19 protein-coding genes are annotated in these 14,664 nt (G+C 34.4%); 1 reads left to right on the plus strand and 18 read right to left on the minus strand.

Annotated elements, in window-relative coordinates; translation table 11 throughout:
- Window position 1: 1 nt before the first annotated feature.
- From J3U36_RS06925 to J3U36_RS06940, 5 genes are all read right to left on the minus strand, one after another.
- On the minus strand, window positions 2-487 hold the full coding sequence (locus J3U36_RS06925; protein WP_267380552.1) for a phage terminase small subunit P27 family: 486 nt from the start codon (window positions 485-487) through the stop codon (window positions 2-4).
- Between the two features lie 94 nt (window positions 488-581).
- Complete coding sequence (locus tag J3U36_RS06930) at window positions 582-944, minus strand: HNH endonuclease (protein WP_267380551.1); 363 nt, start codon at window positions 942-944, stop codon at window positions 582-584.
- 755 nt (window positions 945-1,699) lie between these two features.
- Complete coding sequence (locus J3U36_RS06935; protein WP_267380550.1) at window positions 1,700-2,236, minus strand: lysozyme; 537 nt, start codon at window positions 2,234-2,236, stop codon at window positions 1,700-1,702.
- Window positions 2,196-2,420 carry a phage holin family protein gene (locus J3U36_RS11405; protein WP_416379851.1) on the minus strand — a complete coding sequence of 75 codons (225 nt, stop codon included), beginning with the start codon at window positions 2,418-2,420 and terminating at the stop codon, window positions 2,196-2,198. The genes J3U36_RS06935 and J3U36_RS11405 overlap by 41 nt, the downstream gene beginning before the upstream one ends.
- 117 nt (window positions 2,421-2,537) lie before the next feature.
- Window positions 2,538-3,221: an endonuclease gene (locus J3U36_RS06940; RefSeq protein ID WP_267380548.1), complete on the minus strand. Its 684-nt coding sequence runs from the start codon at window positions 3,219-3,221 to the stop codon at window positions 2,538-2,540.
- A gap of 143 nt (window positions 3,222-3,364) precedes the next feature.
- On the opposite strand from J3U36_RS06940, the gene J3U36_RS06945 reads away from it, so the two are divergent.
- A complete protein-coding gene (locus J3U36_RS06945; RefSeq protein WP_267380546.1) occupies window positions 3,365-4,474 on the plus strand; it encodes a hypothetical protein in 1,110 nt (369 codons plus the stop codon).
- Window positions 4,475-4,496: 22 nt separating this feature from the next.
- Here the strand turns inward: J3U36_RS06945 and J3U36_RS06950 are convergent, their stop codons facing one another.
- From J3U36_RS06950 to J3U36_RS07010, 13 genes are all read right to left on the minus strand, one after another.
- Window positions 4,497-5,315 carry a phage antirepressor N-terminal domain-containing protein gene (locus J3U36_RS06950; RefSeq protein ID WP_267380545.1) on the minus strand — a complete coding sequence of 273 codons (819 nt, stop codon included), beginning with the start codon at window positions 5,313-5,315 and terminating at the stop codon, window positions 4,497-4,499.
- Window positions 5,316-5,553: 238 nt separating this feature from the next.
- Window positions 5,554-5,907 (minus strand): antiterminator Q family protein, encoded by a 354-nt coding sequence (locus J3U36_RS06955; RefSeq protein WP_267380543.1) that lies wholly within the window; start codon window positions 5,905-5,907, stop codon window positions 5,554-5,556.
- Window positions 5,908-6,026: 119 nt separating this feature from the next.
- Entirely contained in the window at window positions 6,027-7,004 is a 978-nt protein-coding gene (locus J3U36_RS06960) for a DUF968 domain-containing protein (protein WP_267380541.1), read from the minus strand.
- Window positions 7,005-7,012: 8 nt separating this feature from the next.
- Window positions 7,013-7,741, minus strand: a complete 729-nt coding sequence (locus tag J3U36_RS06965) for a phage regulatory protein/antirepressor Ant (RefSeq protein ID WP_267331436.1) — start codon at window positions 7,739-7,741, stop codon at window positions 7,013-7,015.
- A 146-nt stretch (window positions 7,742-7,887) separates the two neighbouring features.
- Window positions 7,888-9,051, minus strand: a complete 1,164-nt coding sequence (locus J3U36_RS06970; protein ID WP_267380539.1) for a PIN domain-containing protein — start codon at window positions 9,049-9,051, stop codon at window positions 7,888-7,890.
- 5 nt (window positions 9,052-9,056) lie between these two features.
- Window positions 9,057-9,410, minus strand: a complete 354-nt coding sequence (locus J3U36_RS06975) for a RusA family crossover junction endodeoxyribonuclease (protein ID WP_267331434.1) — start codon at window positions 9,408-9,410, stop codon at window positions 9,057-9,059.
- Window positions 9,407-9,661 carry a hypothetical protein gene (locus J3U36_RS06980; protein ID WP_267380537.1) on the minus strand — a complete coding sequence of 85 codons (255 nt, stop codon included), beginning with the start codon at window positions 9,659-9,661 and terminating at the stop codon, window positions 9,407-9,409. Before J3U36_RS06980 ends, J3U36_RS06975 begins: the two co-directional genes overlap by 4 nt.
- 85 nt (window positions 9,662-9,746) lie before the next feature.
- Window positions 9,747-10,238: a hypothetical protein gene (locus tag J3U36_RS06985; protein ID WP_267380535.1), complete on the minus strand. Its 492-nt coding sequence runs from the start codon at window positions 10,236-10,238 to the stop codon at window positions 9,747-9,749.
- A gap of 172 nt (window positions 10,239-10,410) precedes the next feature.
- On the minus strand, window positions 10,411-11,685 hold the full coding sequence (gene dcm / locus J3U36_RS06990) for a DNA (cytosine-5-)-methyltransferase (RefSeq protein WP_267380533.1): 1,275 nt from the start codon (window positions 11,683-11,685) through the stop codon (window positions 10,411-10,413).
- On the minus strand, window positions 11,682-12,428 hold the full coding sequence (locus J3U36_RS06995; protein ID WP_267380531.1) for a phage N-6-adenine-methyltransferase: 747 nt from the start codon (window positions 12,426-12,428) through the stop codon (window positions 11,682-11,684). Before J3U36_RS06995 ends, dcm begins: the two co-directional genes overlap by 4 nt.
- Window positions 12,421-13,176 carry a hypothetical protein gene (locus tag J3U36_RS07000; RefSeq protein WP_267380528.1) on the minus strand — a complete coding sequence of 252 codons (756 nt, stop codon included), beginning with the start codon at window positions 13,174-13,176 and terminating at the stop codon, window positions 12,421-12,423. Before J3U36_RS07000 ends, J3U36_RS06995 begins: the two co-directional genes overlap by 8 nt.
- Window positions 13,173-13,934 carry a helix-turn-helix domain-containing protein gene (locus J3U36_RS07005; protein ID WP_267380526.1) on the minus strand — a complete coding sequence of 254 codons (762 nt, stop codon included), beginning with the start codon at window positions 13,932-13,934 and terminating at the stop codon, window positions 13,173-13,175. The genes J3U36_RS07000 and J3U36_RS07005 overlap by 4 nt, the downstream gene beginning before the upstream one ends.
- Window positions 13,931-14,617 (minus strand): ash family protein, encoded by a 687-nt coding sequence (locus J3U36_RS07010; protein WP_267380524.1) that lies wholly within the window; start codon window positions 14,615-14,617, stop codon window positions 13,931-13,933. Before J3U36_RS07010 ends, J3U36_RS07005 begins: the two co-directional genes overlap by 4 nt.
- Between the last annotated feature and the right edge of the window lie 47 nt (window positions 14,618-14,664).

Consider the following 14,664-nt stretch of genomic DNA (forward strand, 5'->3'; position numbering starts at 1 on the left):
ACTATAAATTACTAAATGGGTTATTTGATTTTTCTTTAGTCGCTAAACCAATCAATCTTTGGCGGCTACTAGGATCTAAACCCAGCAATGCACCTGTCGTGTTCATTTCAGATTCTTGTTCTTTTTTGGCAGTTAACTCAGGATTCTTTACTGGTCCGCCAGTTGCGCCGAGCACGGTATTGCCTTGTCTAGCAATGTTAATTACAGCTCTACGCCAAAATTCATATGCGACACACCAACGCTCAAGAATGCTCAAATCGGTTAAACACAATAGTCCTTCGGCACACAGCTCTTTTGCTGTTAGCTCCCACATTATAATAGCGAGGTGCAATTCAGCTTCTACAAACCATTCTGGATGGGTAACACCTTTTATTGGTGTAAATGTGGGTTCATATTTATTGAGCTTACGTTTGCCCGGATTATTCGTGAGCTTTTTAATTGCGACTGGTTTTGGCTTACGTCCTGACCGTCCGCTTGCTCCAGCCATAACATCTCCTATTTAAAGTTCATTTTTCGCGGTTGTAAAAATTTGACTAGGGGGGCGGTCCTGAAGAATAAAAGTTGTAGAGATTTGATCCCCCCTACCTAAGCCGCTCTCTTGCTGTTTTCTTATCATGACAGTTCTTATTTATTGCACGCAGATTACTTAGATCATCTGTTCCACCATGAGCCTTTGCAATGATGTGATCGACGTGAGTTGCTTCCTTAACTAACCCTAATCCCTTACATTCATCACACTGACAAATATATTTATCACGTTGCAGGACTTGTTTTCTTACCTTGTCCCACGCTGATCCATAACCTCGCTGATGCCTAGATCGCCCATTTTGATACCGAGTCCAACCGTTTTCCGTCGGCTTGTGGCTTGCACAGTAACCTGACACATCTGTTGTCACTTTAGGGCAACCTTGTTTTCTACATGCTTTTGGGGTCCTCGGTGGCATTGTTAACTCCATTTTTAGATATAGACAAATCATGAACAAAACAGTAATTCTTACCCTTTTGAACTACTCTTTTACATCCTCTCTTATTACAAATTTGTGAAAATAATCTATTAGTTATTTTTTTTGCTCTAATCATATATAGATGTTTATCGCAATAACCACTAGAAGTGTATGCAATAACACAACACCCCTTTGCTTTGCACTTCACTTACTAATCTCCCTTATTGCCCTTTTATCCGCATTGCATTGCCTAAGTTCATTTAGCAATTCAGTGTACAAAACAGGACATTGACCCCAAGTGATTTTTTTACCAATATATGGTGCGTTATTTTGTTGTGTTAGTGATGCCGGTATATTGCATTGATAAACATATTCAGTTTTTACCGTCCCGCATCCAATTAATAACGTTGTCAGGCATATACTCATTAGCACATTGATTGTTTTTAATTGTGTCATTTATTTGCTCGTGGATTTTTTTTATTGACATAGCGTCCTGCGATTTTTCGTGCTCTCGTTGCGCTATAATCTGATTGTTTTTGGATATAGTTTTCTCTAACTGGTTAATTTGATTCGTTAGATAGGTATTAGCGTTTTTTAATCGTTTTTTCTCATGATAATTGTTGTAGCCCCAATAAATGGCAAAAACTAAAATAGTTGACACTATGCTGAATATTTTTCCATTTGACATAACTAATCACTCAACAATAATGCTACAAACAAAAACCAACCCCAACCATTTACACCATGAACAGCCATTATTGCAGCGATGATGAAGCATACGATAGACATAATGCTTTTTCCTTTTCTCGACGAGCTACTAAACCATTTAGCACTTTGCCGCCTGCTTTATTCCATTTCGGGAACTCATTGCAAGCGGATTTATAGTCACCAGTGTTTAAGTATTTATACATTGTTGATGTTCGCATTTTTGTACAGCCAACGTTAAACGTAATTGACGTTACTGCGTCAAAAACACTACGAGGCAGATGAAACCCGTTAGCGTGGCGGTATACGCATCGTTCAGCTGTTTTTATATCGTCAACCCAACGTTGTGCTATTTCGTCGTCAGAATAATATCTGTTTTCTATGTTGCCCGTGGTTGACCCTATGCCAACTGTTAACACATTTGCAGGACATAAATATGGCTCTCTGATACACGATTCAGCATTGCTGATTATTTCTAGTCCGGCTCTGCTCGTTTTAATTTCATCTGAGTAACTCGCAATAACTATGCCTATAATTACCGAAACACTACAAATCGCACTCGTCGTTATCGTTTTTATGCTTTTCATAGTAAAATTGCCTTAATTTCTCTTTGTGGTTTGCATCTCGGCGTTTGTACCACCAATTAATTAGGAACGTCGCTATCGATAGAATGATGCCCACCACAACAGCGATATCATTCAGGCTGAGGGCACCAAATAATGTGCATATAGCGCCCCAAAAATACGAAATGGGAGAAGAATATTTGTCCATATTTTTATGTCTTAATTTAATTTAGTTTAATGAGAGGTAGCGCACTAGCTAGATGTTAACTGTATATATAGCATTGCTGCCGATTTTAGGTATAAAAAAACCGACTTTTTTGTCGGCTTAATTACATTGTTGAGTAACAAATTTATTATCATTACCCTGAATTTGTTTTATTAGTTTGTTCCGTTCACATTCCCAGTTTTCAGGTGGATACATCTTGCTCCACGCCGTCATTAATTTGTGTTCTGAATCAGATAAATTGATATTGTATTTATCTGACATGTAGAAATATGTGCGAGCTATAATGCCTCTGATTTCCTCACGAGGCTGAAATTTTCTATCTTTAAAATCTACAGCGCTTTTGCATTGTCCGTACTGAGTGAATTCATTAGTAAATTGCGAATAGCGATAATTAGAACGGTCACCATTTACCTCGCCGATTGAAGGTTGCAAATTGTGTAAATCACCCTCCATTTCATTGAATTTCAGGTCTTTTTTGCACTCTTTGCGTCCACCATCTCGCCAACATTGCAGGTGTCGCCCAAAATTCTCGGCTGGCATTACATGCTCCCACTCTATACGAGACGCTCTATTTTGATTTTTTCTTGGCTCATATCCACATTGGCTAAAATCAACTACGCCAGATTTGTTATTAAATGAGAAATGACAACCACAATAAAACGTAGTTGTTTGAATTTTGTTTGATTTGTACAGATTGATTAACTGAGTTTTTGCAGAATTAAAATTTTGTGCTGCATAAGCAAAATCTGGGAATAACAATAAAGCGAAGATAATTTTTTTCATAAGTCCATTTATTTTATACTAGTTCCAAACGCATAAAACCGCACTTTAGGTTGATTATATGTCGCAACACAGAGACAGTCAATTACATAAAATATATTTTTAATATAATAGGGATGATTTTTTGAATTATATAAGGTAAAAACATGTCAAGAAAACTTCGATTTATTAAACCATCATTATATCCAAATGAAAACGCGCAAACACTCACGTTAGAACGAATAAAAAATAACTATCAAAACGGCGTCACAACTAATTTAATACCAGATACAAATATTCTTATAGCCATGGAAAAATGTGCTGATATGAAGGTAAATAACGACCAAGATAGAATTAGAATATTAAAAGAACATGATTTAAAGGAGTTATTTGATTTCTTTAGAGCAAATCCATTCCCAAACATTGCATGGTGTCCTTTTTTTTCTTTATCTGAAATGCCTGGTAAAGATGCGAATTGTAGCTATAAAAAACTAAAATTATTCGATCAAAAATTTAAATTCGAATGTGCCTATGAAGAAGATAATATTAATGATGATACTTTTGATAAGCAAGAAACCTTAAAACTAATAGATAACTTTACCCAAGGACAAAAATTAACATCTTATACTTCCTACTGTTCATTATTATTAATTCAAATTATTGAAAAAAACCTAAACATGTCTACTTTTGATATCAAAATTAATCGCTATCTTGATATTGTTATAAGTGAACTTGATTTAGTGTCTTCAAAAGAATTATTTATTGCTTGTATTGTTTTCTACTCATCATCTTTAAAACAAAACAATGGTCCTTATAAAGAATTAATTAAAGATATTCGAAATAATTTTTATTCTGAAAAGAAATCGAAGTCATTTAAAAGATTATCACCTTTAGACAAAATGAAGAGTATAGCTTCAAATGGCTCTTTTGATTTAGCACTAATAAATATATGTAACGTAGGTGATTTTACAGGATTTGATAACGAAAAATTAGATAATTGGATTGTTTCTTTCGATAATAAGTTATTTAATCTTATAAAGCATTTTCCCAACGCCAAAAATGAAAAAGGTGAAAGCTCATTTATATACTATAATAATCTACTTGAAATTATGCCAGAACATAAAGATAGGCTTTTGGCTATTATGTCATTATTAGAAAATAGAAAAAACAAAACCCACAAACTTGAAAAACTTCAAAATGAACCTTTAAATATATACATGAAAGAAATTGAGTTAATTATTGATAAATTTCATAAAATGGCAATGTATGGCATTTAAAAAAGCCCCTTCGGGGCTTATTTCATTGAACGTATGGTAATACACGTTGCCAAGACAAATCATTTTTATTTATTTGGGTACTTTTCATTTTATTTTGTACTATTTTTTTGCAAAGTTGAGTTAAGTTACGGTATTCTCTGCTCATCGTATAGTATAGTGAGGCTTTTTCAGATTTTAACAGTCTGAGCACAGGCTCCATTTCTTCGATTTCGCTACGCATATATTCTGCTGCTTTATATAACCACGCAAAATTACAAAGCTCATCGCTTGTTAAAGCTTCTGGTTTTATTAATAATCCACCTAAAAATTCAATTGCATTATCAAATTGATTTAGAGGTAAATCTTGATAACGAGGTATTTTGAATTGCTCATAGAGCTTAGTGTAAATTGCTTGATAATGCTCACCTGTTCTATATGATCGTTCGTTTACTGCTTGTTTGATTTGCTGTTGCTGTTCGAGTGAGATTGTATGAGGGTATTGTTGAGCTACTTTGGGCATAAAATGATTATAAAGAACATCAAAACATTCTAATTGATATTGTTTTAAAATAGGTTTTATTTCCGGATTAACCCTGCTTAATTCTATACCAGAGAGCCATCCGTTGAGGTAACCGAGAGGTAAACATAACACGTCTCTATTTTTACCGTCTTTTGCAACTACCTTTATCATAAAGGCAGTTGAATTAAGTATTTCATTTCTTTTGATTCGTTGCCTTTGAGCTTCCCAATCCAAACCTATATTTTCGCATATTGGCTTGATAGCAACATAAGGATTATTATTATAATTAAGAATTGATATTTGTTGATTGTGAAATTGAACTAATTGAATTTGATTTGACATATCTACATCCTCGTTGATTTTATTATTATCCCCCATGTTGATTGAGGGAGGTCGGGTGCTTCAACACTGCAACGAGACAGCCTGCATTATTCCCTTTCGGTATTGTATTATGCACGCCACCCGACCATAAAATTTGGACGTAAAAAAACCGCTAATCTTTCGGGTGCGGAAGTCCGCTCGTTGCTTGGTGTGTTGAGCACCAAGAGACAATATACAACCCGACAAAATTATTGTCAATTTATAAAATTACATCACTTATTACATCATGAATTTTAGCGAACACATAAATTTCAGCCATTTTTAATTTGTCACAAACAAAGTCTTTACTTTTATGTATATTTTTAGCTAATTGGCGACACGACTGTTGATTGATATAAACTGATTTAAGGATAGAATAAGAAATAGTATCTATTGTTGACAAGCGCAGAACCGCGTTATCAACAATTTCGGCTTCATCTTCACTTAGCAATGGACGAGAATCAAAGCCATTACTATTAATCATTGATGATTTATACGGATATTCTAAACCCGTTTTTATACTACGTCTAACATTGGCCCATGCGACTAGAACTAATTTAATATCTCTCTTCATATACTCTCCGTAAAATTATAGAGAGGAATTCACAAAAACAGTCTGCACTCTGTTTATTGCTTACACTCCACAATGCTATTATTATACCAATTAGCCATCCATACGTAAAGAAGTCCAAATTAAGAAATAACACACATTCCAAATGCGCGATCTAAAAAGCGAAATAATAAAAATAACTGTGAACCGTATTTCTGTTCCCAGTTTTCTACATTCTGATGTAGTTCATTATGATGTTTCCTGCATAGCGGTATTGTAAATATGTCATGCGATTTTCCGCCCATTTTACCCTGCCCGTATCCAATTATATGATGCGGATCATCCGATTGTTTTCCACAACATACACATGGCTGAGTTTTAACCCATTGAGTATATTTTTCACATTCCCAATGCTTCATCTTTGGGCGTAACATAAAAGATTCCGGCGACTCAGGATCTAATTTTATTTTTTTTATTTCATTTTTTAATCGTGTAGTTGATCTATCATCATAAGCAATTATTTCAGATTCTTTGTAAACTGATTTTATTTTTTCTATTTGTCGCCCATGTAGTAGCCTCGCCATATTTTCTGGTATAAGCTCATATAGATGATTAATTACTGCCCACCAACCAAGTTCTTGAATTGATAACTGATGATTAGTATTGTGTTTTAATTGGTTAATAATACAGTCGATTAGAAATTGTTTTAAATTACGTTTAGCAATTGCTTTTATTTTATCATCAATAATTAAATCTTTATTGTGATGCCAGCATATATGTATTGCTGAATTTCCTATTTTTTCATTAACAAACTCATGATGACAATATTCTTCATCTTCAAGCTGACAATTAAATCGACTATTTAACCATACGTCAAAACTATATAATTTCTTCAATTTACTTACTACAGTGTCATGTAAAATGAATGGATCTATATATTCATTATTTAATAATTGTTGGTCATTTTGAAGAATGCCGGATTTGATACCTGCGTGTTCGTCCTGTGCTGGAGAAATTATTATACGATTACCGTCACTCAGTTTCTTTAATAACTCAGTACCAGGTTTTAAAATAATAATTCCAAGCTCGGGTTGATAATAAGGAGTAAGGATTGCTTTCATTAATTAGCCTAATTAACCATTAGTTCAGATGCATAACGACTAGCAATCCATGAAATACCCTCCGCTGTTACTCGAGTTTGTGAGTATGCATGTCCATTTTCAGCGGAACCAGTTTTAACAGTAAAATAAGATTTTATGCTTGGGCGAGAATACGGCAATAAATTACCAGATAGCCGATACAAAAACCTATCTCTGATCAATGCTTCTATCAAAGCCCTTTCTGACATTTTGAGAATTTTTGCGGTTTCTCGCAAAGATTTAGAATTGCGACTTATTACATAATTATCAACAAACGCAACTTTAGGGGCGTCCTCTTGTATCTTACTTTCCAACTTTAAATTTTTTTCACATTCATCAGCATATGCACGTAACGCCTCTGGTAATGTTTTAGGCAATTTAAATAAGTTATCTTCTAATTGATGCATGCGATCAATTACTTTCATTCTTAAAGGAATGCTGTAACCTGTTAATAAACATTCAACATACTTTTTAATTAATAAAATATTGCTAATATAACCTCTGGCATCATGTTGATATGTAACTGATTGATTTATTTCATGGCTCAAATTTGGTCCATCTTTTTTTAAAGATTCAATCATGTTATTAATATCTCTAATAACATTTTTATGCTCTTTCCCAGTTAATTCTGCAATTTCACGGCTAGACATGGTTAACTGATTGCCGTTCGGCATTGTTGACGTGGCATTATCTGTCACCACAGAAGATTGGCTATACATTTTTAATACTCCACTATTGTTAAGCACTTGTTCAACGTCAGTCTGCACTCTGACAGATTTAATATATATAATTAATTTGCTAATTACAACTATTTGAATTTTATTCAACCAATATTTTCATATATCCCTTTTTTATAAAAAGAAACTTAATAATCTTCATATATGTCTAAATAAACGCTTCCATAATCAATATCTAAGGTATTAAAAGGTAGTTCTACCCGATTTATCTTTAAATCAAACATAGTAAGATCGTTCAAACGAAGTGAATTGGAAAATGAAATTTCCAATGTGATATCCGTAGTGAATAATTCTTCATATTCATAGGGTTGACGGCCGACTTCATAATAATCTGAATAATCGCTGTATTTATAAAAAGCTAGCATTGTGGTTATATAAATATTTAGCGTTATTGGAAGTGTAAAACTCATCTTACCTTGTTCTATGCTTATTACATTGATTTTTAAATCTTTAGATAAAATAATATTTTCAAGATCAATTTGATAATTTTCATCCACTAAATCTACTTCTGCACAAGAACAACTAGCTATAACCGAAATATTTAACTTTTCGACTTCACAAGATAATAAGTTAAAAAGGGTGTCATATTGTTGATTGGGTTGAAGAAAAAAGATTTTCTTTATACAGTTAATAATATTTTGCTTTATTTCAAATGGATAAATAGCATCATAAACAACCGACAAGTTATCAACACAATCTAAGTAATCAGATTTTTCAGCAAATTTTTGCCACCCTAAATCTTCAGAGATTATTAAAATCTTTTGTTTATTTCTCTTGGCATAATTTTCAAGGGAATGAAGTATTATTGCATCTGGAAATTCATTTTTTTTGCTATTTCTTATTTCAAATGGATATTTGTTATTAAAATAATCATCTATCAAACGTTTTATATCAAAATCAGCATAACAATCTATTATTTTACATTTTGTTTCTTGTAAGAATTTTGTTAATTTGACATCGATAATATTCTCATGATGACCAATTGATAGCGTATTTTTCACTATATCTAATTGTTCATTAGTTATATGTGATTTTTTCTTTTTTAGTTCATTTAAAGTACTAATTACATTTTCATCAATTTTTTGTAGTTCTTCTGTTAAGTGAGATTCCATTTCTCTGTATACTATCTCATGAATTAAAATATCACAGATCATCCCTAATTCAGGTAAGCGTTTTATTAAAGAACTTTGAAAGTTATATCCAGTTTTTCTAAAAACATTAGTATCAATACTAATTGCACAATAATCATCTAAATTAAGGTCGTTATAATTTATAATTTTGGTGTCTGACATAATAACTATTTTTTATTTATATATATAATTACTTTACCATTAATTACTGACTCAAACCACTCAGATTCAATTCGTTTTATTTGACTATCATCAATCCAAACACCAGCTGTAGTCAGCGAATCAAACAAAGCTTTAAAATAATTATCCATATCACGCCTAATATTGTTAGGCGGATAAAACTCAACGTTGACAGCAACATTATCTGTAATTGGTTTTGGAACCCGTTTTAATTGTTCATAAACTGCATAAACAACATCAGTCTTATATTTGCGACCTTTTGCACTTAATAACGTTCTTCCATTTAAATTACGCCAATATGTATTCATTGAGGGTGGAAATGGCAAAATCAAAGTAATCATTTTACAATCCTAAACAAACTTCTATTTATTAACGCCAAATGCGCCCGTATTGCAGATTCAACATTGGTAACGATATTTAATTCGCCATCTGCTTGGTTGTTATTACAAATCGGGCACAGATCAATCGTGTCACTGATTTTTTTCACTGGGGCATATTCTGAATGATAATGACTAAATCCTATTTTTGTTGCGCAATTTCTACACATTACTGCGTCACAGCCAATAACTGTATTTTCGCTAACAACATTCATAAAACCTATTACTCCATCGCAAAATATGGTGCTATCATTTGTTAAATTTAACCCACAAAAAGTACATACTTTTTTTCTTCTGCTACTATTCATTTGCGTTATATTTTGTATAAATATCATCAAAATGTCCGCGAATAACCATACGCCTGAATACACCATATAAAAAATCACACTCGGCCTGTTTATTGCTATTAAATGGTTTATCAGTAATCAGCGTCACATTTGTAGGAAACCCGTGTATTTTTCTAACTCTGTTGCCACAGGCATACAGTAACCCCCACCCTATGGGCAGGTCATCAATTTTGATTAAATCTGGTGGACACAGGTAAAAACGCCAGTCCCCCATTCCAAGATTGGGATTGATCCTAAACGTTTTATTTTTATCAGCCAAAAAATCAGATCGACTGGTTTTGCATTCAATTAGTAGAGATACATTATTTCTAAATCCAATAGCGTCAGGCTTTTCTCCAGTTCCTATACACGCTTGATAACGGTCATGGAATACCACTCCAAAACCATTACGCTTTAGAAATTTATCAGCTATTAAACAAAGTTCATTATGATTCAATTCACTCATCTCTCATCCTTTTTTAGCTATCGCTTTCATAATCCATCCCTGAAATGCAGACTCAACATTTTTTCGCAAATATCTACCTTTACGATCCTTTCGTAAATGATTATCAGGAAACCCATTTTTACGCATGACGGATTCAAACTCTATACGTTCATTGTTTAAATTTATCATCTTACTAACCTTTCATGTGTTTTAGAAGGTGGGTTATAACATCAACCGTCCAGCCGTTACCTAGCATTTTATAACGCTGGGTATTGCTAACGCCTGCTGTGTAGTTGTCTGGCAGAGTCTGGAGACGTTCGCATTCAATCGGTGTCAATTTTCTAATATACCCGTCAATTAAAATGCCGTGCCGATCCTGTGCCGTGAGGGTATAGAATTTCTCGCCATTGCTAAATCGCCGGCCGTTTTGTCGTTTTTCGATTCTATCAGGGGTTATACATCCAAACAGGTATTGACCCATTTTTGCCGCTCCGCCTCCGGCATCACCGCAAAGAGTTACTGCTTTACCGTGTATGCTGTAAATGCGTCCGGACTGGCAGTCGGAACGGAAAAATCCGATTTTACCGGCAATAGTCTCTTTATCCAAAATCTGCAATGTTTTATCAAACGGCACTATAAATGAGTCTATAAAATTATCTTTAACAACAGCCGATAATAAATGGTTATTGTGTTCCCATGAGTTGCTGGTTAATGCGGGGCTTTTTTCCGTATGAATCCCACCACGATTTTTACCTCGAGGATTTTGTTTTATCCCCACAACCGCATTAAATGGGATCGCGATTTTGTTCCCTTCACCTTTATTTGTTGTGAGTGTTGGGTTTTTATCGTTAGTAATTGGCGTAACAGTACCATTCATCCCCCTACCGCTGGGATTACAATTAAATACAGGCAATTTGTCATGATTTGTTATATCAATGGTTTCGTGGATAACGTCTTTTAACAAAATACATTTGTCTGCTGGTTGCTCTACATTCCAGTTACACCAATACAATCGTTTACGGTTTTGCGCTGATACCAACGCACTATTTATCATGACCGGATCAACGCCTACAATTGACGTAATCACGTTTTCGTGCTCTTTTTTCATTCTAACGTTTTCGAGCAGAAAACTGACATTAGGATTGAGCGATTGAACGTGTGCTAATATTTCAGCAAATCTAAAAAACAACGCCGAGCGTTTATCGTCAAATGCTAATTGTTTACCTGCGAATGAAAACCCCTGACATGGAGAGCCTGCTAATATCAAATCAATATCGGACCAGGGAACGTCCCAATTTTCCCAGTTGTTTATATCGCCAAGCCGAATAATGTCTGGGTAATTGTTTTGGCTAACTTTGATTGCATATTTATCAATTTCACTAGCAAAATAATTAGCAACATGAATACCTGCACGATCAAGAGCGACGCGACCGCTGCTAATTCCATCAAATAATGATAAAATAATCATTTATTAGCCTCCATTCTATTCACAAGAAATTTGGTAGCATTATAAATTTGATCACGTGGTAATCGATCCATAATCATTTTATTAATGCTTTGTTTAATTTTTATTTGCTGATCAATGCTTAAATTTTTTGAATACTCAACCGAATTAAAAATAGAATTAACCTCTTTGGGCCAGACTGTCGAAACTTTAGGATCAGGTATGTTGTCTTTTATTTTTTCGTATGTTTCAAATATTTCACTACGATTAACACAAGAGATCCGGCATTCACCAATAGACAATGGATTAAATACTGCAAACAATGAACCGCGATTATTGCCATGAATTTTTTGTTTATTGTCAGATCTAACAAATGAAATACGTCCGTTTACAATAAAATAAATTTCACTCGCTGACTTTTGTAATTCATTAAACCATTCGACTGAAGTATCAACTGGTAATAACATCACGGTACCAACTCCCTGATTAGACGCTTCTTTAGCTTTTTTAACCCATGGCAAAATACGCGAATACGGAGGATTACAAAACGCATAACCGCCTCTTAAGTGTGCCCAGCCGTTAATCAGTGAATTGTATGATTCCGTTAAGTAATTCAAGTGCAAATGATTATGATCGCTTGCAGCAACATCACAAACAAAACTAAATCGGGCATTCAGATATTCATATAATTCAATTGGTGTCTGCCATAGATCTTTTATATCGGCATCAGTTTTACTTTTCGAGTGCTTATAATCAGATTTAGCCATTTGCAACTGCCTCATTGTTTAATTCTGATAATTGTTGTTCATAACGTTTTCTAAGTGATTCATGTAAACGTGATTGTTCAACTTTCCATTTTTCTTGCTTATTGAGTTTGTCAGCTTTTAGCATTGCTTTGATGCCGAATAAGCCAGCCGGAATCCCTGCGCTTTTCTCATCATCTTGTTTGTTTTCAAGCATTGCAAAAGTGTTCTCAGGTTTCGGAAGATATTTTTTCGCTTCAGCTTCGCTTAATAAACCCGTAAAAACTGCATTGTTGATTGCTTGAATTCGTTTTGTTTTATCAAAACCAAGCGAAACTGTTACAGAGATCGGCTTGCAATTAAAAATTGACTCTTGAATAAGTCGTCCATACGATTCGATAAAAGCTCTGCGAGCACCAACTTCATCCCCAAGATCCATTACGTTTTTAGCAACAACCCACGCTTTATGCATTTCATCAGTCCAAACAACCGTATTAGCTTCATCATTAGCTGACAATGCGATTGCCCATGCTTCACTGGCTTCCATGTGACGATTACCCGAGGCATTATCAATTAATTCAATAATGTCAGCAGGTCTTGGAAAGCGTTTTCCAATCAGTAAATATTGATTAAATGCTTGAGTAACTTGATCATGTGAATATCTAGATAATACATTCCAGTAAACATCAACTTGAGTCTGATTGAAATTTTGTCCATAAGTATTGAATAATCCATACATCAAGGCGGTGAATTGTTTTTTGTTATTACTCATGACATCGCTCCTAATGATTTTTCAAATGCCAATCGATTACGTTCCTCAAGAGTCATAAAACTACTTGATTGGGTTGACTGATTATTTTTTAAAATCCATTCAGATTTAAAGCCAATCCAACCTCTTGCCATACATTCGGCTAAGACTTCATCAGTGCTGTATCCAAATGCTAAACACTGATTAATTTGTTTAATTAACAGATTTAAAGCGGTTTGGGTAAGTTTAGCTTTTTTGTTTTTCCGATGTTCAAGATAATCTGACCAAACCCGATCACTAGGAGCTTGTTCAAAATGAGATAAATCAAGTGCCCTTTTATTTATAGGTTCTTTGACTGGTTCTGTTTTATGACTGGTTATTAATGACTGGTTAGGGTGACACTGTGTCACTATCGTTTGTGACAAATTGTCACTATCATTTGACAAAATGTCACCATCGTTGGACAAAATGTCACTATCGTTTTGATTTGATAGTGACAAATTGGCACTATCATCTAGAGACAAATAATAGAGATTTGTTTTGTTAAAAGCTTCACCTTCTCTTTTTCGTTGCACAACTTTAATTAATCCTTGTTTTTCTAACTCTTCAATATGTCTTATCACTGTTCTTTTTGACATTTCACATTGTTCAGCAATATGGTCATGAGACGGCCAACAAATTCCTTTATCATTTGCATGATCGGCTAATTTGATTAAAACAAGTTTTCTTGATGAGTTACCAACTTTTGCATTCATGGCCTTGACCATTAGTAACATACTCATGCAGGCACCTCCACGTTGGGAGTATGGTGTAAGCAGTGACGTGCATCAGCAACTAAATCAGATACAGCCCATAGTACATCGCAAACCAAATTATCATTGATTTGGATTTCGGTGCTTGAATTGACTGAAAGGAGATGAATAATGGCTTCAACTTGAAGAAGTTTTTTATTGATAGTATCAATCTGAGTTATTGATATAGCTTTTCTAGGTACTATTTCATTAGGGATAGTAGTCATAGAGACAGCCTCCGTAGGGTAATTATTATAATCACCGCAAGAGGTTCCAATCTCATTGGCGGTGACGTTAACAGGGTTGGAACTACTGCTACCTACGGAAAACAGCCACCCTTTCGGATGCCCCACTAACGCCACCATTGATATGAAATACAGATGCACGCGAGCATTGACACAAAAAAAGACGCTTTGGGCGTCATGTGTCGCCATAGGTAATTGCAGGGTTCCAATCCTGACACTAGATTTTGCTAGTGCAACATCACTATAGCTCAACGAATTATTTTTGACAAGCTCTCTTTGTTGTTTGATTAGAATAGACCACAAAATTTCGACAAATTTGTGGGTGACGGGTTGCCAATGATTGTTTATCATGGCTTCATATTGAATGCCGAACGGCAAAAATCTACAACGCAATTGCGTTATAGTACATTTTAGTGTTAAACTATTCATGCGACTAATACTCCACAAGTGTTTTTTCGCACCGACCGATAGCCGTC

Source organism: Gilliamella sp. B3817 (genome assembly GCF_026536705.1).
Taxonomy (GTDB): domain Bacteria; phylum Pseudomonadota; class Gammaproteobacteria; order Enterobacterales; family Orbaceae; genus Gilliamella; species Gilliamella apicola_I.

What these genes read in the sequence shown, in the direction of transcription:
- J3U36_RS06925 (WP_267380552.1), bottom strand. Translation starts at nt 487, where the DNA reads ATGGCTGGAGCAAGCGGACGGTCAGGACGTAAGCCAAAACCAGTCGCA.
- J3U36_RS06930 (WP_267380551.1), bottom strand. Translation starts at nt 944, where the DNA reads ATGCCACCGAGGACCCCAAAAGCATGTAGAAAACAAGGTTGCCCTAAA.
- J3U36_RS06935 (WP_267380550.1), bottom strand. Translation starts at nt 2,236, where the DNA reads ATGAAAAGCATAAAAACGATAACGACGAGTGCGATTTGTAGTGTTTCG.
- J3U36_RS11405 (WP_416379851.1), bottom strand. Translation starts at nt 2,420, where the DNA reads ATGGACAAATATTCTTCTCCCATTTCGTATTTTTGGGGCGCTATATGC.
- J3U36_RS06940 (WP_267380548.1), bottom strand. Translation starts at nt 3,221, where the DNA reads ATGAAAAAAATTATCTTCGCTTTATTGTTATTCCCAGATTTTGCTTAT.
- J3U36_RS06945 (WP_267380546.1), top strand. Translation starts at nt 3,365, where the DNA reads ATGTCAAGAAAACTTCGATTTATTAAACCATCATTATATCCAAATGAA.
- J3U36_RS06950 (WP_267380545.1), bottom strand. Translation starts at nt 5,315, where the DNA reads ATGTCAAATCAAATTCAATTAGTTCAATTTCACAATCAACAAATATCA.
- J3U36_RS06955 (WP_267380543.1), bottom strand. Translation starts at nt 5,907, where the DNA reads ATGAAGAGAGATATTAAATTAGTTCTAGTCGCATGGGCCAATGTTAGA.
- J3U36_RS06960 (WP_267380541.1), bottom strand. Translation starts at nt 7,004, where the DNA reads ATGAAAGCAATCCTTACTCCTTATTATCAACCCGAGCTTGGAATTATT.
- J3U36_RS06965 (WP_267331436.1), bottom strand. Translation starts at nt 7,741, where the DNA reads ATGTATAGCCAATCTTCTGTGGTGACAGATAATGCCACGTCAACAATG.
- J3U36_RS06970 (WP_267380539.1), bottom strand. Translation starts at nt 9,051, where the DNA reads ATGTCAGACACCAAAATTATAAATTATAACGACCTTAATTTAGATGAT.
- J3U36_RS06975 (WP_267331434.1), bottom strand. Translation starts at nt 9,410, where the DNA reads ATGATTACTTTGATTTTGCCATTTCCACCCTCAATGAATACATATTGG.
- J3U36_RS06980 (WP_267380537.1), bottom strand. Translation starts at nt 9,661, where the DNA reads ATGAATGTTGTTAGCGAAAATACAGTTATTGGCTGTGACGCAGTAATG.
- J3U36_RS06985 (WP_267380535.1), bottom strand. Translation starts at nt 10,238, where the DNA reads ATGAGTGAATTGAATCATAATGAACTTTGTTTAATAGCTGATAAATTT.
- dcm (WP_267380533.1), bottom strand. Translation starts at nt 11,685, where the DNA reads ATGATTATTTTATCATTATTTGATGGAATTAGCAGCGGTCGCGTCGCT.
- J3U36_RS06995 (WP_267380531.1), bottom strand. Translation starts at nt 12,428, where the DNA reads ATGGCTAAATCTGATTATAAGCACTCGAAAAGTAAAACTGATGCCGAT.
- J3U36_RS07000 (WP_267380528.1), bottom strand. Translation starts at nt 13,176, where the DNA reads ATGAGTAATAACAAAAAACAATTCACCGCCTTGATGTATGGATTATTC.
- J3U36_RS07005 (WP_267380526.1), bottom strand. Translation starts at nt 13,934, where the DNA reads ATGAGTATGTTACTAATGGTCAAGGCCATGAATGCAAAAGTTGGTAAC.
- J3U36_RS07010 (WP_267380524.1), bottom strand. Translation starts at nt 14,617, where the DNA reads ATGAATAGTTTAACACTAAAATGTACTATAACGCAATTGCGTTGTAGA.